The following is a 19246-nucleotide window of genomic DNA, read 5'->3' as shown; positions in this document are numbered from 1 at the left end:
AAGATGAGTTCGATTTTCACTAAAATCATCAACGGCGAAATTGCTGCATATAAAGTAGCGGAAGATGATAATTTCGTCGCTTTTCTGGATGTTATGCCGCTGGTAAAAGGTCATACGTTGGTCATCCCGAAAAAGGAAGTGGATCTGATTTTTGATCTTGAAACGGAAGAATTTAAAAATCTCTGGGCTTTTGCGCAGAAAGTTGCCAAAAAACTGAAAATGGCGATGCCTTGCGTACGTGTTGGCGTGGCTGTAGTTGGTCTTGAAGTTCCTCATGCGCATATTCATCTGATACCGATGAACAAAGTGGAAGAGATGAATTTTAAAAACGAACGGCTAAAACTTTCGGACGAAGAATACACCGAAATACAACACTCGATTATTAATTCTTAAAAAATAAACAGGTCGTGAAAAAGAAATTTTTTGCGATTTTCTTTAATAATATATTTAATGAAAATGAATGCAAACCAATGTTCTTTCTGTGGAAAAAAAAGAAGTGAAGTGCAGATGCTGGTTTCCGGGCAGAATGGTTTTATCTGTGAAAACTGCATTGAGCAGGCACATTCTATCGTAAAAGACAGTGCTTCGACTTCAGGATTTTCGCCTGCAGAATCGATGGAAGAGCTGAAAAAGCCGAAGGAAATAAAAGAATTTCTCAATCAATATGTAATTGGGCAGGATCAGGCAAAAAAACAGTTGTCGATTGCCGTTTACAATCATTATAAAAGGCTTCTGCATGCAAAGGAAGAAAACCGCGAGGTAGAATTGGAGAAATCCAACATCATCATGATTGGTGAGACCGGAACCGGTAAGACGCTTTTGGCTAAAACCATTGCAAAAGAACTCAATGTACCGTTCTGTATCGTTGATGCTACGATTTTGACGGAAGCAGGTTATGTAGGTGAAGATGTCGAAAGTATTCTTTCCCGACTATTGATGGTCGCAGATTATGATGTGGAACGTGCTGAAAAAGGGATTGTTTTCATCGATGAAATTGATAAAATTGCAAGAAAATCTGATAATCCGAGTATTACGAGAGATGTTTCCGGGGAAGGTGTGCAGCAGGGTTTGCTTAAACTTTTGGAAGGAAGTATTGTAAATGTGCCGCCGCAGGGTGGAAGAAAACATCCGGATCAGAAATATATTCAGGTGAATACGCAGAATATTCTGTTTATCGCAGGTGGTGCTTTTGACGGAATTAAAGAAATTATTGAGCGCCGTCTTAATAAGCAGGCAATAGGTTTCAGTGCTGAGAAACTCAATAAAACAGATGATGAAGATTATATATTAACGAATCTTAATGCAACCGATTTAAGAGCATTCGGATTAATTCCGGAACTTTTGGGAAGATTTCCAATCATCACGTATCTGGAAAAACTGACTAAAGAAACCATGATCCGCATTATGAAAGAGCCGAAAAACTCGATCATCAATCAGTTTGTAGAACTTTTTAAAATGGACGGAACGAAACTCGTTTTTACGGATGAGGCAGTTGAATTGATCGTTGATGAGACGATGGAGAAAGGTCTGGGAGCAAGAGGATTGCGGGGAACGACAGAAAAAGTCTTGGAAGATTATATGTTTTCTGTGGGTGAGCAGAAGGAAATCATATTAACAGAAGATAAAATTTTCTTCTAAGCCATAAGATTTTTTTTTATTGATACAAAAAAAATATATCTTTGCAGGTGAAGATTGTATTAACATCAAAAACAAGTATACAATGAAAAAAAATTTATTAGCTATAGGACTTTTGGCATTTAGCTTTTCTGTTCAGGCGCAGAATGTTTTGCTAAATGTGGATGCCAACGCCAGTTTTTACGTAAGTGAGGGTGCTTTGGTATACAACGGTGGAGGCCTTCAGACAAAAGGCAACGGTATGGTTGACCTTCATGGAAACATGATGGTTGTAGGTACAGGTGCTGATGCTTTGCGTACAGTAACAGCTGCCAATGCAGCAAAAACTGACGGTGGAAATATTGTTATCAGACTTAATACTGTAGGCGCACCTACTACCAGTACTTACGGACAATTATATATTGACGGAATTGCTCAGGGTAACCTTACAGGAATTGTAAGTAAAGAGTATAAAACTGCAAGACAGGGTAACGGTAACTATTATCAGCAGATTGCGATGCCTTTCAGCGGTAAAGTTTTGGGAAGTCTTTCTTCAGAATTAGGGAAAGGCTTTAGCCAGACGAGATACAGCAGAAATGAGATCCTGAAATGGAATAATGCTTTAGTTGTTTCTGATCATGTAACTAATCTAGCAAATACAACGTCTGATCCTACAGGATATTATATGCTTGGATCTAACAATAATAACTTGACGCTAGACACTCCTCCGGCAGCACTTCCCACAATTGCTCCAACAGTTACAGGTTCTGTATTTACTTTGAATGGTACTCCTTATACACAGACAGCAGTTCCCCTAGCAACTTTACAAAACGCAGGAAACGGTATTAGCTTCGGTTCTGGAGGAAATGCCGTAAATCAATACAACGAAAAGTACAATACGTATCTTCAGGATCAGTTTGAAACATCTGGAACTCCTTGGAGCGGTACTTATGGTAAAAATATATATCAGTTCGGTAATCCATTTTTCACCAATATTGATTTAACAAGAATAGGGTACGCAGAAACTGCAGCTACAGGTGATGGCAACAACATCACCAATATTTGGGGAGTAAGATATGATCCGGGTGTTGTAAGTACTTTATCTAATGGATCTACTTATTCTACAGGAGCTAAAATTATTACATACGATACTACGACCCGAATTCCTTTAGGTGATATCAATCTTGGAGTTTTAAAGCCGATGCAGACATTTGTATTAAAGCTGAGAGACAATACCAATCAGACGTTAAACTTCAATACTTTGAGAAGATTTAACAGTACTGCGAGAGCAGATGGTACAAATTACAGTGTAACTGCAGCAAAAACTACAGGAAACGGTACTATTAAACAGTTAGGTGTAATTGCATTAGATGCAGCAGGCAACGAGATTGGAAGAACATATTATGTTGTTTCTCCAGCAATGACTACCGGTCACCAGACTACTTTAGCAACATCAGTACAGGCTACATCAACTCCAGCCAATGCAATCGGAACTTTTGAAGAAGATCCTGCCGGGGGTTATGATACGAATTATCTTTCATCATATTGGTTGTACATCAACGAAGCAAATGAAGTTAATTTCCAGGGTAAAAATATCAAATTGGTTAATTATGATTATGGCGTAGCAAACAATGCTGTTAATTATAAATTTGAAATATTTGAAAATGGTGAGGCGGTACCTGCAGGTACACACCAGCTTTCTTCAGGAATAGGGTTTTATTATAAGGCAGAAAACGGCTCTTTGGTTGCAGCAGCAAATGGTGCTACATTGCCAATCAGCAGTGCTGTTTCAGATTTGTATTATGGTCAGCCGGCTAACGTACTGGCTACTGCAAATGCGGTTAAACCTTCAAGAACTGTAGTTGTTTACAACCCGGCAATTACCAATTATATCGTACGTTTTGATCCGGCGTGGAAGAAAGCAGATATTCAGGTATTTGATATGAGTGGTAAACTCATCATTACTAAAGCAGGAATTAGCACTTCTAAGGATTTCGTTATCGAACTCGACGGTTCTTTGAGAAACTCTTATGTTGTAAAAATCGTAGCAGATAATGGTGAAACTGTAAACGCTAAAATCCTGAAATAAAACACATATGAAAAATATTAATAAACTATTTACTTTAATCTTCGTCTTTTCGGTCACATTATTCTATTCACAAAATGGTGGAATTCCGCCTCAGCCAGTTCCGCCAGGTGGTGGTACAGGTGGTGTAGGAACCGGCGCGCAGGCATCGCCGATTGATATGTATGTATACTTATTGGCAGCAGCTGCGGTGATGATGATCTTTTATTACGTGAAGAAAAGTAAACTTCAAAAAATATAAAATATTATTAAAATATTATAAACTCTCTGATTAGTTCAGGGAGTTTTTTTATTTTTACCTTATGAGAAAATCATTGATCGCAACAGCATTTTTTACGGCTGTTTTATCGCAGGCGCAGTTTACGGTTTCCGTTAAAACTCCGGCAGATTTTAAAGAACAAGATGCTATTCTATATACATTAAATGGCTCAAAAGACATCATCTTTACACAGGAAAAAAAAAATGGTGGAGTATGGAATTTTAAATATCCTAAAAGTTATTTCGGGATGATGAAAATCTATTTCCCGACGACGAATAACACCGTTACATTTATTTCTGAAAATAAGAATGTATCAATCGATCTTGAGACACAGGCCAACAAAGTGAAAAATGTCATCTATAAAGATGAAGCGAACGAGCTGATGAGTTCTATCCAGGAATCATCACAGAAGAAAGAAATGATCTTGCCGGCTCTGTCTCAGATAAAAGAATATTACAAAGACAATACAGAATTTGGTAAAGCACTCAAAACGGAGATTGCCAGTCTTTCCGATAACAATACTGTTGATGCAACAAAACATCCGTTTATTTCGTATTACAATACCAATTATGCAAAGTTTTTAGCAGCAGGAGAAGAGAAAAAAGTTAATCCTGCAGAAGTGGTAAACTTCATGGATAAATCTAATGACATGCTGGAATCGTCATCTTTAATGCGTCCCGTTTTGGTTGCTTATTTAAACTCTGGTGGTAATACCAATGTATCTGCTTCAGTGGATGAGTTATTAAAAACTGTGAACGTCGAAACACCACGTGGACAAACGGTTTTGTCTGAGCTTATCGATATTTTCGACGCGTATGATATGACCCAATATAAAACGAAATATCTGACGCTTGCAAAAGATTTAAAATGTACCATCAACGACAGATTGGCTTCCACCATTAAGTCAAACGCAAATGTAGAAATGGGCGCTGTTTTTCCAAATTATAAATTTGTTTCGCCAACCAATACTTCCGCAAAAAGCATTGCTGATGTGAAAGCAGATAAAAAAGTAATCGTTTTCTGGTCTTCTACTTGTTCACATTGTGAGAAAGAATTGCCGCAGCTGCTGGAGAAATATAAAAATATGCAGGCGCAAAATATTCAGGTGATTACACTGTCTCTGGATACAGATAAAGAATCATATTCAAAGAGAATTGCTGCCTTCCCTTGGATAAATGACAGTGAATTGAAAGGTTGGAACAGCTCTTATTCTGAAACCTACAATGTTCATGCGACGCCAACGTACTTTATTTTGGATGCTAACAACAAGATAATCAGCAAACCAGAGCATGTAGGCGATGTTTTGACGTATTTAAAGTTAAAATAATTTTGGAGAACGCGTAATATTTTTTATATTTGCACCACCAAAACGGCGAGGTAGCTCAGTTGGTTAGAGCGCAGGATTCATAACCCTGAGGTCACGGGTTCAATTCCCGTCTTCGCTACAAAATCCCTTTTTTAAAGGGATTTTTTTGTTTTTAAGCATTAAAAAAAGTCTGTCTCTATTTGAAACAAACTTTTTATTTAAACTTTGATATATTTATTCTGCTTTTACAGCATCGGTTTTGAAATTTGAAATGGCAGTTTTGTACATTTCTTCGTAGATCGGTAAAATATTTTTCAGATCAAATTTATTCGCCTGCTGTTTCGCGTTGATTTTCATTTCCGCTAAAAGATCTTCATTGCTCAGAATTTTTATCGTGTAATTACTCATCGCTTCCACATTTCCAATTTCTGCTAAAAATCCGGTAACGCCCTGAATATTAACTTCAGGAATTCCTCCCGCATTAGAGCTTACAACCGGCGTATATGCGGCCATCGCTTCCAGCGCTGCAAGACCAAAACTTTCCTGCTCAGAAGGCAGCAAGAAAACATCAGAAAGCTGTAAAATCCGGTAGAGATCATTCACTTTGCCCAGAAGCCTGATTTTAGATATAAGCTCAGGGTTTTCCTCTAAAAACTGACTCACCTTTTCCATGTCAGGTCCTTCACCGATGATGATCAGTCTGCTCTTCACTTTTTTCTCTACATTTTTAAAAATCTGAAGAACTTCCTCAATTCTTTTTACCGGACGCAGATTCGAAACGTGAATCAATATCTTCTCATCTTCGCTGGCAAACTGTGTCCGCTGACAGTCATTATGATATTCAAATTCAGAATTATCAATGAAATTGGTAATCACCTGAATCTCTTTTTTAATATTAAAAAACTGAAGCGTATCTTTTTTTAAACTTTCGGAAACCGAAGTGATTACGTCAGACTGATTGATACTGAATTCGACTGCGTGTTTGTAGCTCGGATGCTGACCCACAAGCGTGATATCCGTCCCGTGAAGCGTCGTTACGAGCGGCACATCATTATTATCCTGCTGCAGCATCTGCTTTGCTGTAAAAGCAGCGTACGCATAAGGAATCGCGTAATGAGCATGCAATAGATCAAGTTTATAGAGATTTACAACCCGATAGATCATCGAGCTCAGCGCGATATCATACGGCTGATACTGAAACAGCGGATACGTCTGTACATTTACCTTATGAAAAAAAATATTGGGATTGGTAATATCCAGTCGTGCAGGCAGGGCAGAGCTTATAAAATGCACTTCGTATCCTTTATTGGCAAGCGACATCCCAAGTTCTGTAGCCACAATTCCGCTTCCGCCGTAGGTTGGATAGCAAAGTATTCCTATTTTCATGTAATTATTTTATTGGCCGGTTCTGTTTACTGTATCAAGATTCAAACCCATTTGAGGTTTCAGTTTATCATTTACCAAAACCGGAAGTTTTCCACTGATGGATGTTTTTCCTTTTAACGCTTCCGCAGTCGCGGTCATCGCATCCATATTGTTTTCGTAAGAAACCAAAACCGTAGAAATTTTATCTAAATTAATATCTTTCAATGCGTACGGACTGCCAAAAACATCCAGAATGACATTGTTGGTTTTTGTTAAATCAGAAATAATTTTCTTACTCGCTTCTGAAATTTTGTAAGGTTTGTAAGCCGTTGAATTGTCTTTGTGCAAACCAATAATCACCATTGCATCTTTCGGAATCATATTTAAAGCGTCCGGTTTCACCATTTTAATATTTAAAGAAGACGAAAGCTGATCAAAAAATGCCTGGTACGGCGCTTCTTCCAAAGGAACATAATAGTACGTTTCTGAATTTTTTAATGGTAAAAGTTTGCGGTTATCTTTGATTAAAGTCAGTGCATTCGTGTAAAGCTTTTGCATCAAGTCTTTGTGCGAATCGTTATTGATGTCTCGGTTGATATTTTCCGGATTGATTGACACGAAATCTTTTAAACCGAGATAATATTTCGTCAGAAGAATTTTCTTTACGCTTTCTTCAACGCGGCCCTGTGGAATTTCGCCGCGGTCGATGGCTGCCTGAATTAATTTTTTACCTTCTGCCACGCCCTGTGAAAAAAGCATGATGTCATTTCCTGCCTTAAAAGCCATTGCGTCAAGTTCACCTGGTTTGTAACGGTTTGCCACAGCGCCCATATTAAGTGCATCGGTAATAATTAACCCTTTAAAACCCATTTTATTTTTAAGCAAATCTGTAACAATCGATTTTGAAACGGAAGCCGGAATTCCTTTTTGATTTTCTAAAGTCGGAACATATAAATGCGCGACCATTACTCCGCCAATTCCTTTATTCATCAAAGCCTGAAATGGTGCTAATTCAACACTTTCGAGACGGGACAGATTGTGAGAAACTATCGGAAGATCAAGATGCGAGTCGGTATTTGTATCGCCGTGACCCGGGAAATGTTTGATCGCCGCCAAAACAGAATGATCCTGAAGACCGTTGGAGTAGGGAAGTGCAGAATTGATCACATTATTCACTTCAGAACCAAAACTTCGGTTACCGATAATCGGATTATTTGGATTGGTGTTGACGTCTACAACCGGTGCAAAATCCCAGTTGATGCCCATTCTTTTGCAGTCTTCTGCAATTTTTGAGGACATTTCGTAGATCAGATTTTTATTCTGAATCGCTCCGAGCGTCATTGCCCATGGATATTTGTGTGCTTTCGGGATCCGCTGAAAAATTCCCCATTCGGCATCCATACCGATTAGCAACGGAACTTTTGATTTTTTCTGAAATTCGTTAACGAGATTTATTTCGCGCTCGGCATCGTCCTGCATTAGAATAAGTCCTCCGATGTGATCTTTCTCGACGATCATCCGAACTTGGTCGATATGATTTTCGTCTTTATTGGTATATAAAGCAACGATAAAAAGCTGCCCGAGTTTTTCCTCCTGCGAAAGACGATTGTACGTTTTTTCGACCCATTTCTGCGCTTTTTTTTTCTCGCTGTCACTTATATTTTTTGGCTCGTACTGCGCAGTAAATTGAGCACAGAAAATAAGAAAGAAAAAAAGCGCGTAAAAAACTCTAGTCATAGCAAATCCAATAATAACAAAAATACGATTAAATATGGCACTCGCGCGCATCTTTGATTGATTTTTGGTATATGTTTTGATCTGCTGAAAGGATAATTTTAAATCTTAAAACAATGAGAAAATATTTTCCAATTATACTGCTCGCATTTACAAGTTTATTCGTTTATTCTTGTAATAATGATAGAAACGATGAAGTTCCGGTACAACAAGTTGTAAACAGTACTGCATACGATTTGAGCCCAAATTTTACTAAAGTAAATTCCAGTCTCTATTCTTATGGTAATACTTTCAATAAGCCATTAGAAAATTCTGATGTCGTATTGATTTATATTCAAACGGATACTGCGAGTAATTCGCCTGTGTGGAGATTGTTACCTTACACTTTTTTTGTGAATAATGCCAACAATGATGAGGTTGAATATTCATTTGATTTCAGCAAATTTGATATTGCTATTTATGTAAATGCAACATTGAATTTAGATGCAAATTCATCTTACTATACGGGCAAAAGATTCAGGGTAGTTGTAGTTCCTGCCAATGCAGGAAAAGGTGTTGCTGCGCCAGTTGATTACAACAATTACAATGAGGTTATCAAATTCTACGGAATTGATGAATCGAAAATTAAATTGAGAAACTAAATATTAGAATCTCTTAATAATAAAAAAACTCCTGAATAATCTTCAGGAGTTTTTTGTTTTAAATTTTGCCGTCTAAGAGATGACCGAAATATTCTTTTTTTGTTTTCAGATATTCTCTGCTGGCTTCATTTGCCGCAATCTGTAAAGGAATTCTTGAATTTAATTCTATTGAACTTTCTTCGATCGCTTTTATCTTTTCAGGATTATTGGTAAGTAGATTGACCGATTTTATTTCAAGCTGATTTAAAATCTCAATGGCGATTTTAAAATCTCTGTTATCTGCCGGTAAACCAAGCTTAATATTGGCTGCAACCGTGTCAAAACCTTTTTCCTGTAGAGAGTACGCTTTCAGTTTATTGATAATTCCAATGTTTCTTCCTTCTTGACGTAGATAAACAATCACACCGCCATTCTTTTGAATATAATTCATCGCTGCGTCGAGTTGCTGGCCACATTCGCATTTTTGAGAATGAAAAACTTCGCCAGTGATACATTCAGAATGAAATCTAGTATTAATAGGTTGAGAAAAATCTGTATTTTCTGCGATAATGGCGATGTGTGGCATCCAGTCATCCGCATTTTCTGAAAAGGCGATCATACGAAAAGTTCCGAATTCTGTAGGAACATTTGCTTCCGCCTGAATTTTGATCATTTAATCTGTTTTTTTTCTATTATTCAGTGAATCTTCGATCACTGCAATATTTGTTTTGATGCGTACGAGATACCGGTTGATGAGCTCGTTATCTTCCTGATTCAAAAATTTACGCAGATTCTGAATGTCTTTGTATGATTTTTCAACTTTTTTTAAAGACTTACGCTTTCCGTCGAAACTGTTTGAATCGATTGCAAAAAGATAATTTTGAAGACCATATTTCAGCAGCGTTACTTCAGAATTTAATCTGGTATTGCTGAATTTTGGAAAAACCGTAATGAGATTTGAAATCTCTGCAGCGTTGACGTTTTTTTTAATATTAAAGTCAAATTTCTCCTGCAGATCTTTATTGTCGGTATTTTTGCTCTCCCCAGAAAATGTTGCTGAGAGGGGTGACACATTAGACTTCTCTGTCACGCAGGATGTCATTATAAGAGAAGCAGCAAAAAAAACAATCAACCTCATTTTATCTCTTTTTGATACAGAACGGGATTTAGTGTTTCGTCGTTATACATTTTCATCTGTTTGTACACCTTCATCCTTATTTTTCCTTCCTCAATATTTTTCAGAAGCTGCTCGATCGCTGACGAAAGATCAACTTTCTGTGTAAGCAAAACATCCAGTTTTTGCTGGCATTTAGCTCGATGCTCATCTGATGCCGAAGCTCGTGTGGCTTCCAGATTCATGTGATATACTTTCAGAGAAAGAATCGAAAAACGGTCTACTGCCCATGCAGGAGTTTCCGTGTTAATTCTCGAATCAGATTCAGCTTTAATGTTTTTATATTTATCTAAAAACCAGCTGTCGATATATTCTACAAGATCTGTCCTTTTCTGATTAGAAGCATCAATTCTTCTTTTTATAACTAAAGCTTCTTCCGGTTTGATGTTCTCATCACGAATGATATCTTCAAGATGCCACTGCACAGTATCAATCCAGCACTTTTCATACAAAATTCTTTCAAGAGAATCTTGTGCATAAGAATTTGAAATCTCAGTATCTACATTATCTAAAACATGATAGTCTTCAATACACTTATTGAAGACTTCCCATGCGGTATCCGTAAAAGTCATTTAAAAAATTTCTTTTATAAGTTCGTCGTATTATTCGGAGTAGAAGCTGGGTTTTTTACTTCCGTTTCAGTCTTTTTGTCTTCCTCTTTTACAGAGTCTTTGAATTCTTTAATGCCAGATCCAAGACCTCTCATAAGTTCTGGAATTTTCTTACCTCCGAAAAGCAAAAGAACGATAATGATTACCAAAATCCAATGCCAAGGTGCAAAAGGAGTAAGAAGTGTTAATGTATACATAGTATGATTTTTTACAAAGTTAATATAATTTTAATATGAAACCCATCCTAAAGGATCAACTGGCGTACTGCCATTCCAGACCTGAAAATCCAGTGTATAAGAACCGTCAAAATCCTGCCCTATAGATCCTATCATCGTTCCTGCAGCCACTTGCTGACCTTTGGAAACGTTTGCCACTGCGAGATTTGAATATACGGTAAAGTAATTTCCGTGTTTTACAATAACGGTTTTCGTTCCGTCTGCATTAGGAAGTACCGAAGAAACATTTCCGGCAAAAACACATTTTGCTCTCGTTCCTGAAGGTACGGAAATTTTAATACCGTTGTTCTCTTCTTTAATATTTTTAAAAACAGGATGCTGCTGTATTCCAAATCGGTGCGTCACTTGTCCGCGGTCTACTGGAAATCCAAGTTTTCCTCTATTTTCAGCGAAATTATTTCCAGCAGCTGTAGAAACTCCAAAGCTCGTCATTGCCCGGCTCTCAGCAACTTTTTTCTCGTCGTCTTTTTTCTTTTCTAAGGCTGCTTCAGCAGCTTTTGCATCGCTAACCTTTTTATTGGCTTCTTTTTCTTTCAAGACAGCCTCTTTAGAAATTTTTTCCGCGGCAAGTCGGCGTTCTTCACTTTTTGCATTGGCGTCTGATCGTGCAGCTTCCTCGGTTCGTTTTCTTTCTTCTTCTGATCGTTTCGCAACCAATTCCTTTGCTTTTCTGGCTTCAGTTTCGGCTTTGATACGTTCCTTTTCTAAAGCTTCTGCACGAAGTTTGTTTTCAGCATCAATTTTTATTTTTTCACGATCCGCAGCGATTTTTGCCAAACGAATTTTTTCTGCTTCCGCTTTTCTCTTAGATTCTTCTTCCGCTTTCGCAATACGGATTTCTTCTGCGATAATCTTCCTGATCTGTCCTTCCAAAGCTTTAGACTGTGTCTGCTTCTGCTTCAAATCAACAGTTAATTTAGCTTCATTCTTCTTAAAATCCTGTACAAGCTGTTCTTTCTGAACTCTTTCTGCGCTGATTGTTACAAGATCTTTCTTCTGATTACTCATCAGATTTTCTTTCTCAGTTGCAGATTTCTTCTTCATAGCAATTGAGTTTTGTAGCTCATAAGAAGCCTTCGTAATCTCCGCTGCTTTCTTTTCCTGATAACGCGAGTAAAGTTTCAGATACTGCATTCTTCTTAAACCTTCACCAATGCTTTTTGCTGATAAAATAAAAGTAAGCTTCGTCGTAACACCTTTATTTTTATAAAATTTAACCAAAACATCAGCGTAGTTTTTTCTTAAAACACCAAGTTCTTTATTCTGACGGTTTATTTCAAGCTGACGCAGATAAATCTCATCATCTATGAAGTGCTTTTCTTTCTGAGTATTGTTATAAACCTTCTCGCGCAGCGCCAGTTTCTCATTTACTTTTGTGAGGTACGACAGCGAAAGTTTAGATTCATTTCTCGTTTTTGCCAAATCTGCATTTATCTGGGCGATCTGTTTCTTCAGGTCTGCACTCTGCTTTTGCAGCAGCTCTTTTTTCTGTGTAGTTTGGCTAAAGTGTAAACTGAAAAGTAGAATGCCGATAAATAAGCTTAAATTTCTGATCATTTAATTTCAAGTTTCTGGTAGCTGGAAGGCACGCTGTAAGGCGTATCCATCTTCGAAAAATCAAATTTCGTATTTTCCAGTAAAATCTGGCTTGATTTTGATCCTTTTATGTTTATTTTAACACTCTTTGGGACCTTTACATTATTCTCTATCGTCTCCCAATTATCATATACGATCTCAACGGCGTCTGCGGATTTCACATCCTGCAGTTTTACCTTAATTAAATTGAAATCATTGGAATATTTTAACTCAAGTTTATACTCGCGTATTTTTCCATCAGTTTCAATTTTCTGATTAGCAATCGATTGCACTGTGTAGCCATCGTCGTTTTTTGTAATATCAGAATTCCGGTTGCTGATTGTAAGAAAAGTTCTGCCTAAAAGAAGTTTTTCCAAAGATTTGTAGTCAATAAAATTTGTGTTTAAAAGATTATTGAGATAATCAAAATCAGAATCTATGTAGTTTTTGTTATAGCGGTCGATGGCTTTAATGCCCTCCGGCGTAATTAAAGCACGCGCAGCATTAAAAAACAGGAAAGAAATATTTGACCATATTTTTTTATCGGTTTCAATATAAATCGTCGCATCTAGCGGACTTACTCTAAGATTGTCTGCCTTTATTTTGCTGCTGATCTTAATATGATCAAATTTGGGATGAATGTAGATTTTCTCGTAAAAACCAAGTCTGTCGTAAATTCCTTTGCCGCGGTCTTCTGTTTTACTGTTATCCGTTATTTTTAAAGTATCGGTATTAGAGTTGGCTGCCGACGCGCTTTTTCTGGATTTGCAGGCGCTGAAAACCAGAACAAGAGACAGCATTGCGAGCCATTTTTTCATTTTAAAAATTTAACTACTTGTTTTACAATATTAACGCCAAACCACACAAAAATTTTATGTGGTTTGCGTCAGTTTTATCTTTGATTAAATTAATCTTTATTAAGAAAATCAAGAACTGAAAAATCACCAAGCGAGATTTCTCTGGAAACGCCAAAATACTGCGCAGAATTTCCGATCATCGAGTTGGAAAGATTTCCGTGGTTGATTTTTGTATTCTCCTGAATCAATGAATTCTCAATATTCGAGTTTAAAATTACGGTGTTGTTTCCGACAGAAACTCCTGGGCCAATTTTAGAATTGGTAATTTTTACATTTTCGCCGATAAAACACGGCGGAATAATCAGCGAATTTTCGATATGTGCCGTTGCAGTAAACTTCGACATTTCTACTTTTTCGTATTCAAGAATTTTGCTGTTGGTTTCTACCGTTGCGTTTTTATTTCCGCAATCCATCCAGTCATCCACTTTTCCGAGAGAGAATTTTGCGCCTTTCTGACGGAGATTTTCAAGTGCTGTGGTCAGCTGATATTCGCCGCTCACCTTGATATCATTGGTCATAATATGGTTGATCTCGTCCATCAGTTTTTCACCTGAATTAAAATAATAAATCCCGATGATCGCCAAATCTGAAACAAAAGTCTGCGGTTTTTCAACAAAATCGGTGATAAAACCGTAGTCATCTAATTTCACAACACCAAAAGCGGAAGGATCTTCTACTTTTTTCACCCATATTACACCATCAGAATTGGTATCTAAAGTAAAATCTGCACGGAAAAGGGTGTCTGCATAAGCGATAACAATGTTTCCGGTCATTGAAGCTTCTGCACATTTTATAGAATGCGCTGTTCCCAAAGGCTCAAGCTGATGATATATACTTCCTTTTGCACCCAGTTTTTCAGCAATTTTAAGCAGAGAAGCTTCCACTTCAGCGCCAAAATCTCCGATGATGAAAGCCACTTCTTCTATGGTTTCACCGGCAACTTTGGCAATATCTTCCACCAATCTTTGAACAATCGGTTTTCCTGCAATTGGGATTAAAGGTTTTGGAACCGTCAAAGTGTGTGGACGTAATCTGGAACCGCGCCCAGCCATTGGTACAATAATTTTCATATGTGAATTTTTTTAGTTTAAATATGGTTTAAGATCGTCTCAAAATTCTGTTAATCATCGGAAGTTCGTTGTAGCAAAGGAATGCGATAAACAAACCGTACAGACTGTTTCCGATGAAGAAATTGTCTCTGAAATAATAAAAAGAAATCATGGAAATCGCAACCGAAAGTACAAGATAAACCGCAATTTTTTTGACGTTATAATGAATCGGATAACTGATTCTTCCCCAAATATAGGAAATAACCATCATGCTTGTATACGTGATGAGCGCTGCAAAAGCACTCGCCCAATAGCCGTATTTTGGAATAAAAGTAAAATTAATAAAGATCGTAATCGCAGCGCCGATAATCGAAATATAAAGACCAACTCTGGTTTTGTCTGAAAGTTTATACCAAATCGAAAGATTCAGATAAATGCCAAGAAAAAGTGCGCCGAGCATCACAAATGGAATGATCTCGATACCTTCAAAATATAAAGGGTTTTTTAAATATCTTTCAGAAATCCATTGCAGATTCACCATTAATCCAACATAAATAAGACAGTTGCAGATCACAAAAATATCCATCAGAACCGCGTAGGTTTTATGATTATTCTTGTCTTTAAAGCTGGAGAAAAAGTAAGGTTCAATGCCTAATTGATAAGCCTGTCTGAAAACCGTAATAAAGGTCGCGATTTTATACACTGCGCCATAAACCCCGATCTGGTGTTTTGCTTCGTCTTTCGGGAGAAGATATTTCAGGAACTGTCGGTCGAGCGTCTGGTTGATAATTCCTGCCAAACCGGCGATCATTACCGGCCAGGAGTAATTCATGATTCTTTTCCAAAGTTTAAAATCAAATTTTCTGAAGCTGAAATTCACAAATTCTTTCCCGACAATCGCTAAAGTGATTATACTTTGGATGAGATTGGCAATGAAAACATAGCCAACGCCGATTTCCGGATTGTATTTTAAACCTAAAATTCCGTTGGGAAATTGTGGTAATATTTTGATGAAAAAGTAAGACAGAGAAAAGTAAGCGACCGAACCGATAACCTTAGAAAGTGTGTACTGCAGAGGTTTTCCTTCAAGTCTGAGAACTGCCGACGGAATGGTGGCAAAAGCATCAAAAGACAAAATGAAAAGGAAAATAACGAGATAATTAACCTGATCCGGCGTCTCAAAAGCATTCGCCAAATCCTGTCTGAAAACGTAACCTAAAATGAGATAAATAAATCCGGTCGTTAAAACGCTAAGCGAACACGTAGAAATCAGTGTTTTTTTATCGATATCGCCTTCCTGCGCAAACCGGAAAAACGAGGTTTCCATGCCGTGCGTGAGGAAAACTGTGATCACACCCGCAACAGAATACCAGTCTACAAAAGGTGAAGATGCAGTCGGGCCAAAAGCTTTCGTCACAATCGGTGCAATAAGGAAAGGGAAAATCCTCACCAGAACCGAACTCAGGCCGTAAACGGCGGTCTGACCCAATAATTTCTTGTACAAATTCTAACTTTTAGAGTGCAAATGTAAATATTTAGAATGTGATTTTTATTTTGAAGATTAAAATTCATCTGTAAATCTTAATTTTATGGTCACAAGCTATACTTTTTCAACTCAACTTAAATTTTTTTAAATTTGTATAAAATTTTAGTTATGACCACATTTACGATAGAATTAACGGATGAGAAAGAGATCAAAACCTTTGTCGGGATTTTGAAAGCTTTGGGCATAAAGGCAAAAAAAACTGAAGAAGACAATTCTTATACATATGAAGAATTGAAAGCTGAAATTGAGAAAGCCAGAAAAGATGTAGAGACAGGAAAATTAAAACCTACCACCACTGATGAGCTATGGGCAAGTATAGATTAATCGTTACTGACAATGCCAAAAGAGATATTTCGAAAATTAAAAAATCAGGAAACAGATCTGACCTGAAAAAAATAGAATCTTTTCTTGAAGAAATTCAGACCGATCCACGTTCAGGAACAGGCCATCCTGAGCAACTGAAAAACTTTGACGGCGAAGTTTGGAGCAGAAAAATCAATAAAAAAGACCGATTTGTATACATGGTTTTTGAAGACAAAATTTTAGTCACCGTTGTGCGCGCTTTAGGTCATGATCTCGATAAATAATTATACTTTAATATTTTTACCCGGCTGTGTTCGGGTTGTTTTTTAATCTTTACCCATGAAAATTCTAATAAAAAACGCCCAAATCGTCAACGAAGGAAAGATTATCCAAAGCGATATTCTTATTGATAATGATTTGATTTCTAAAATTGAATCGCAAATTTCCGACGAAGCTGACCAAATTATCGACGCTTCAGGAAAATATCTGCTGCCGGGAGTTATCGATGATCAGGTTCATTTCCGTGAGCCGGGTCTGACATGGAAAGGCGACATCGAAACTGAATCGCGCGCTGCGATCGCAGGTGGAACGACAAGTTTTATCGAACAGCCAAATACGGTTCCGAACGCCGTAACTCAGGAATTACTGGCTGATAAATACGAAATCGCTTCTGAAAAATCTTTTGCTAATTACGGTTTTATGATGGGCGGAACCAATGACAATCTGGAGGAAGTTTTAAAAACAAATCCAAGAAATGTTCCCGGAATCAAATTGTTTTTAGGTTCATCCACAGGAAATATGCTGGTCGATAATCCTGAAACTTTAGAAAATATTTTCAGCAATACCAAAATGCTGATTGCCGTTCACTGCGAAGACGAAGCGACCATCAGGGAAAATACGCAGAAATATCTGGATGCATACGGCGAAGATATTCCCGTAAAATTCCACCATTTAATCAGAAGCGAAGAGGCTTGCTACAAATCGTCTTCAAAAGCTGTGGAATTGGCGGAAAAGACAGGAGCAAGGCTTCACGTTTTCCATTTGTCTACATCGAAAGAAATGCAACTTTTCAGAAATGATATTCCTTTAAAAGATAAAAAAATCACTGCGGAAGTCTGCGTTCATCACCTGACGTTCACCAACGAAGATTACGATACAAAGGGCGGACTCATCAAATGGAATCCTGCCGTAAAAACCCAAACAGACAAAGACGGACTTTGGGAAGCACTGTTGGATGACCGAATCGATGTGATTGCGACCGACCATGCGCCTCATACCTGGGAAGAAAAACAGAATGTGTACACGAAATGCCCTTCAGGGGCGCCTTTGGTTCAGCATTCTTTGGTGGTGATGCTGGAAAATTTTAAAAACGGTAAGATTTCTCTGGAAAGAATTGTTGAAAAAATGGCTCACAATCCTGCAATTTTATTCAGAATTGAGAAGAGAGGTTTTATCAGAGAAGGCTACAAGGCAGATTTAGTTTTGATTGATTTAAATGAAAAATGGACGGTTGAAAAGGAAAATATTCTTTATAAATGTGGCTGGAGCCCGTTGGAAGGAACTGAGTTTCACTCTAAAGTCACGCACACTTTCGTTAACGGAAATCTGGTTTATGAAAACGGAAAAATCAATGAAGAAAAATTTGGGGAGCGTTTGCTTTTTGAAGTGGAGGAATAATCTGTGCAGATACTTCTTTCTAAAATTTTAGGTAAAGAAAAGCAAAACTGAGAATTTCAGTTTTGCTTTTTTTGTCTGATATAATGTGTAATGGCTTTGCGATGGTTTGGCAATCAAAGCATAAATTTCAATTTTGCAAAATCAACTAAAAATCCAAACCGATGTCAGCAATAACGCATTTAATCGCGTTCCATTATTCGATACCAGTTTTCTTCTATTTTCCAGTTATACTCTGGTTTCGTTTTTATTTTTTCCTCATAGTATTTTTTTGACTTAGTATCATTTGTAAAAATAAAATAAGTTTGCGGTGAATCAAAAAATCCCCGAGAAATCCAGAATTTAATTGTTTTCATACTGTTGTTTTTATTTTCATCAATCCAAATATCATTTCCTCCGTTTGAAATAACTGGAAAGTCAAACGGAAGTCTATAAATACCGTAGTTCATTTCTGTATTTGGTTTGAGTTTTCCCGCTAAAACCTCTTTCACTATTTTCTGACGTTTATTGTAAGAAATACTCCAATCTAATTTTTCAATTATTGAATGAGGAATTTTGTTGAAATTGTAAACTGTCAAAAAAAGTAGCATTGCTGTTATAAAAAGGTTTAATAATCTATAGGGCTGTAAGTTTTTACCTTCCTTAATTACTTTAATGATCTGTTTGACAAGTAAAATCACTAAAGTGACACACACTAAAATCCAAGAGAGAGGTTTCACAAAATATGGAAGATACAAATAGTCAGCAAAAACAAAAACTATCCATAATACTACTAAAACTAATATTTTTTTTATCATTTATTACTCTGTTGTTTATGCATAGCTCTAACAAAATCACACTTAACCACCAAATTTGGTCGGCATGATCTTTTAAAAACCAACATTTACCACCGCTAAAATACCAAAAAAACTGCCCCACACAATCTTTCCGCGTAAGAGAATTTGCGAAATCCCGCGCATTCAAAACCATTCAATAAAGATAATCAGATCAACCGTGTATTTTTTTTAACGATTTGTCAATAAATTTTTTACATTTGAATGGTATAAACGTAGAAGATAGAGATGTTTGATGGTTTATTCTCAGCCGTTTATCATGGTTGGGATGCGATAAAGCGAGAAAGTCTCACACAGCCTTGCGACCGCCGATCTACTGAAAGAGAAAACCTCAAACACGCGTGCGGCACACTTTCTCTTTAAGAGAAAACCTGTTACACGGGTGCAGGAGACTTTCTCTTCTG

At 37.2% G+C, this 19246-nt stretch carries 20 protein-coding genes and 1 tRNA gene; 10 read left to right on the top strand and 11 right to left on the bottom strand.

The features are described from left to right. The first annotated feature begins 3 nt into the window (after nucleotides 1–3). The 6 genes from ASG01_RS08100 (at nucleotide 4) to ASG01_RS08075 (ending at nucleotide 5404) form a co-directional block, all read left to right on the top strand. Nucleotides 4–393 (top strand): HIT family protein, encoded by a 390-nt coding sequence (locus ASG01_RS08100; protein WP_055862536.1) that lies wholly within the window; start codon nucleotides 4–6, stop codon nucleotides 391–393. A gap of 63 nt (nucleotides 394–456) precedes the next feature. Further along, complete coding sequence (gene clpX, locus ASG01_RS08095; RefSeq protein WP_055862897.1) at nucleotides 457–1638, top strand: ATP-dependent Clp protease ATP-binding subunit ClpX; 1182 nt, start codon at nucleotides 457–459, stop codon at nucleotides 1636–1638. A gap of 82 nt (nucleotides 1639–1720) precedes the next feature. Further along, complete coding sequence (locus tag ASG01_RS08090) at nucleotides 1721–3703, top strand: T9SS type A sorting domain-containing protein (RefSeq protein WP_131725344.1); 1983 nt, start codon at nucleotides 1721–1723, stop codon at nucleotides 3701–3703. 7 nt (nucleotides 3704–3710) lie between these two features. Further along, nucleotides 3711–3941 carry a hypothetical protein gene (locus ASG01_RS08085; protein WP_055862532.1) on the top strand — a complete coding sequence of 77 codons (231 nt, stop codon included), beginning with the start codon at nucleotides 3711–3713 and terminating at the stop codon, nucleotides 3939–3941. Nucleotides 3942–4002: 61 nt separating this feature from the next. Further along, entirely contained in the window at nucleotides 4003–5286 is a 1284-nt protein-coding gene (locus tag ASG01_RS08080) for a TlpA family protein disulfide reductase (RefSeq protein WP_055862531.1), read from the top strand. Between the two features lie 44 nt (nucleotides 5287–5330). After that, a tRNA-Met gene (locus ASG01_RS08075) sits at nucleotides 5331–5404 on the top strand. 95 nt (nucleotides 5405–5499) lie between these two features. On the opposite strand, the gene bshA is transcribed toward ASG01_RS08075, so the two are convergent. Then, nucleotides 5500–6651 (bottom strand): N-acetyl-alpha-D-glucosaminyl L-malate synthase BshA, encoded by a 1152-nt coding sequence (gene bshA / locus ASG01_RS08070; RefSeq protein ID WP_055862528.1) that lies wholly within the window; start codon nucleotides 6649–6651, stop codon nucleotides 5500–5502. 9 nt (nucleotides 6652–6660) lie between these two features. Continuing rightward, on the bottom strand, nucleotides 6661–8367 hold the full coding sequence (locus ASG01_RS08065; RefSeq protein ID WP_055862526.1) for a glycoside hydrolase family 3 protein: 1707 nt from the start codon (nucleotides 8365–8367) through the stop codon (nucleotides 6661–6663). A 113-nt stretch (nucleotides 8368–8480) separates the two neighbouring features. On the opposite strand from ASG01_RS08065, the gene ASG01_RS08060 reads away from it, so the two are divergent. Further along, nucleotides 8481–9005 carry a hypothetical protein gene (locus ASG01_RS08060; protein ID WP_055862524.1) on the top strand — a complete coding sequence of 175 codons (525 nt, stop codon included), beginning with the start codon at nucleotides 8481–8483 and terminating at the stop codon, nucleotides 9003–9005. A gap of 58 nt (nucleotides 9006–9063) precedes the next feature. On the opposite strand, the gene ribA is transcribed toward ASG01_RS08060, so the two are convergent. From ribA to ASG01_RS08020, 8 genes are all read right to left on the bottom strand, one after another. Further along, entirely contained in the window at nucleotides 9064–9657 is a 594-nt protein-coding gene (ribA, locus tag ASG01_RS08055) for a GTP cyclohydrolase II (protein ID WP_055862522.1), read from the bottom strand. Then, nucleotides 9658–10056: a hypothetical protein gene (locus ASG01_RS08050; protein ID WP_238584527.1), complete on the bottom strand. Its 399-nt coding sequence runs from the start codon at nucleotides 10054–10056 to the stop codon at nucleotides 9658–9660. It lies immediately after the preceding gene. A gap of 62 nt (nucleotides 10057–10118) precedes the next feature. Further along, entirely contained in the window at nucleotides 10119–10730 is a 612-nt protein-coding gene (locus ASG01_RS08045) for a DUF4254 domain-containing protein (protein ID WP_055862516.1), read from the bottom strand. 14 nt (nucleotides 10731–10744) lie between these two features. Next, nucleotides 10745–10966 (bottom strand): twin-arginine translocase TatA/TatE family subunit, encoded by a 222-nt coding sequence (locus ASG01_RS08040; RefSeq protein WP_055862514.1) that lies wholly within the window; start codon nucleotides 10964–10966, stop codon nucleotides 10745–10747. 30 nt (nucleotides 10967–10996) lie between these two features. Next, complete coding sequence (locus ASG01_RS08035; RefSeq protein ID WP_055862512.1) at nucleotides 10997–12562, bottom strand: murein hydrolase activator EnvC family protein; 1566 nt, start codon at nucleotides 12560–12562, stop codon at nucleotides 10997–10999. Continuing rightward, a complete protein-coding gene (locus ASG01_RS08030; protein ID WP_055862511.1) occupies nucleotides 12559–13398 on the bottom strand; it encodes a DUF4292 domain-containing protein in 840 nt (279 codons plus the stop codon). The genes ASG01_RS08035 and ASG01_RS08030 overlap by 4 nt, the downstream gene beginning before the upstream one ends. An 89-nt stretch (nucleotides 13399–13487) precedes the next feature. Then, a complete protein-coding gene (locus ASG01_RS08025; protein WP_055862509.1) occupies nucleotides 13488–14507 on the bottom strand; it encodes a sugar phosphate nucleotidyltransferase in 1020 nt (339 codons plus the stop codon). 28 nt (nucleotides 14508–14535) lie between these two features. Then, nucleotides 14536–15990, bottom strand: coding sequence for a lipopolysaccharide biosynthesis protein (locus tag ASG01_RS08020; RefSeq protein ID WP_055862507.1), 1455 nt, complete (start codon nucleotides 15988–15990; stop codon nucleotides 14536–14538). Between the two features lie 150 nt (nucleotides 15991–16140). On the opposite strand from ASG01_RS08020, the gene ASG01_RS08015 reads away from it, so the two are divergent. Genes ASG01_RS08015 through ASG01_RS08005 form a run of 3 tightly spaced genes read left to right on the top strand, consistent with a single transcriptional unit; the run spans nucleotide 16141 to nucleotide 18012 of the window. Beyond that, nucleotides 16141–16356: a hypothetical protein gene (locus ASG01_RS08015; protein WP_055862505.1), complete on the top strand. Its 216-nt coding sequence runs from the start codon at nucleotides 16141–16143 to the stop codon at nucleotides 16354–16356. Further along, entirely contained in the window at nucleotides 16338–16619 is a 282-nt protein-coding gene (locus ASG01_RS08010) for a Txe/YoeB family addiction module toxin (protein ID WP_055862503.1), read from the top strand. Before ASG01_RS08015 ends, ASG01_RS08010 begins: the two co-directional genes overlap by 19 nt. A 55-nt stretch (nucleotides 16620–16674) precedes the next feature. Continuing rightward, the gene (locus tag ASG01_RS08005) at nucleotides 16675–18012 is read left to right on the top strand and encodes a dihydroorotase (RefSeq protein ID WP_055862501.1); all 1338 of its coding nucleotides are present in this window, start codon (nucleotides 16675–16677) and stop codon (nucleotides 18010–18012) included. Nucleotides 18013–18191: 179 nt separating this feature from the next. Here ASG01_RS08005 and ASG01_RS08000 read toward each other — a convergent pair whose 3' ends face one another. Beyond that, nucleotides 18192–18806, bottom strand: coding sequence for a hypothetical protein (locus ASG01_RS08000; protein ID WP_055862499.1), 615 nt, complete (start codon nucleotides 18804–18806; stop codon nucleotides 18192–18194). Nucleotides 18807–19246: the final 440 nt, after the last annotated feature.

This window comes from Chryseobacterium sp. Leaf180 (genome assembly GCF_001424585.1).
Classification (GTDB): Bacteria; Bacteroidota; Bacteroidia; order Flavobacteriales; family Weeksellaceae; genus Chryseobacterium.
This window is presented reverse-complemented; position numbering and strand designations above follow the sequence as displayed.